This window comes from Terriglobus sp. YAF25 (genome assembly GCF_052113305.1).
Taxonomy (GTDB): domain Bacteria; phylum Acidobacteriota; class Terriglobia; order Terriglobales; family Acidobacteriaceae; genus Terriglobus.
In genome coordinates this window covers 1-1,600 of sequence record NZ_JBFRCY010000886.1, presented here as the reverse complement: position 1 = coordinate 1,600, position 1,600 = coordinate 1, and the positions used below count along the sequence as shown (strand labels likewise).

Genomic DNA, 1,600 nt, shown 5'->3' with positions numbered 1-1,600 from the left:
ATTCATAATGATCCACGTGCTCTCCTTGACGGATTCGCTCCAGAATCTCTGGCTCTTCATCGATCCGGTTCCGTGGAATAAGTAGCGTAATAGGCTGTCCTATGGCTTCTTCTGCTGTATATCCGAAGATGCGCTCCGCTCCACGGTTCCAGGTCTCAATCACCCCGCCCAGATTCTTCCTGATGATGGCATCGTCTGAGGCTTCAACAATGGCGGCCAGCCTCGCCATGTCTTGCTCGGCACGTTTGCGTTCAGTGATGTCCTCTAGCGCGATCAGAATATTGGGAGGAGTATCAGGAGTCGACGGAAGCAGGTGGGCATTGAGTAGCATGCTCTTATGACCGATGTTTTCAAAGTCATGTTCTACAGTGAAATCCCGAATAATCCGGCCCGCGGAGAGAACACCCTCAAGTTGGGGCCGTAATTCCGAAATGTTCCACGCTCCGCCGCCGAGACGATAGAAGAAATGATTCAAGGTCTCTTCTGAGCCGACCTCAAAGCAGCTGAAAAAGCGTTGGTTCCCTGCAACCACCCGAAGGTTGGCATCCAATACCAGCAGGGGTTGGATGACGGTGTCCATCACTGCTCGAAAGAACTCCGTCGATTTTCTCAACTGCTCGTTAGCCCGCTTAATCGTATCGACATCATAGAGCGCGAGCACTACGCCATCGATCTTGTCATCCTGAGTCCGATACGGCAGGATGGCGAGACTGTGCCATCGCCCATCGCCGTCCCGTACCTCTCGCTCCATCGGCAGCAGACTCTCGAGAACATTTGCAACGATCGCATCCAGATCGGGCACCTCGATATTGAGGCGAATGTCTGCGATTTGCCGGCCAATGTCGGAAGCGACGACTTTGAGCAGTTTGTCGGCCATCGGTGTGACTCGGCGTATCCGCAGTTCACGGTCCAGCATGAGCACGGGAATCCGGGTGCTGTGCAACAGATTCGAAATGTCGCTGCTCAATTCCTGAAGATCATTATTTTTCTCGCGTAGCTCCGCATTGAGTGTGTTCRGTTCTTCATTAGCCGACTGAAGCTCCTCTTTCGARGTCTCTAGTTCCTCGTTTGTGCTCTGCAGTTCTTCGTTTGCCGACAGTATTTCTTCGTTTGCTGACTGAAAAGCTTCCTTGAGTGAGTCCTCTGATTCTATTGCCGACTGCAGAGCGCTTTGCGCATCATCGAGTTCACGCCTCAGGCGTTTCACTTCGAGGCTCTCGAGCGCTGCCTTCCTTGCTGGGCTCCTCAAACTGCTTTTATCTGCAGTCCAGCTCGGAGTAACGTCCTCAAACAAGATCAGGAAATAAGGTGGCTCACTGGAACCTCTCTCGCCTAATGGTGAGACCGTGATGTTCAGCACTCTCTTATGGCCACCATCATCGAAGGGCACTCCATCCTTTCGAGCCGTCTCCCACTGCTTCCTGGCTTTGCCGATCAAAGTACGTAATTCGAGGGACAGTCCATTCCGGGCAAGTTTCAACACGTTCAGTGTCGGTTTACCGGGTCCTGGTTCAAGGTAGGGAGTCGACCGCCCTCGAAACTGAATGACTTCCATCGCGGAGTTAATCACAGCCCCGAGCGGGGCGTGGTTTTCAAGAAC

The 1,600-nt window shown here is 52.9% G+C and carries 1 protein-coding gene; it reads right to left on the bottom strand.

Annotation, left to right across the window (positions count from 1 at the left end; translation table 11 throughout):
- Positions 1-1,600: PAS domain S-box protein (locus AB4043_RS24860; protein ID WP_442308441.1), on the bottom strand; the 1,600-nt coding region annotated here is incomplete at both ends.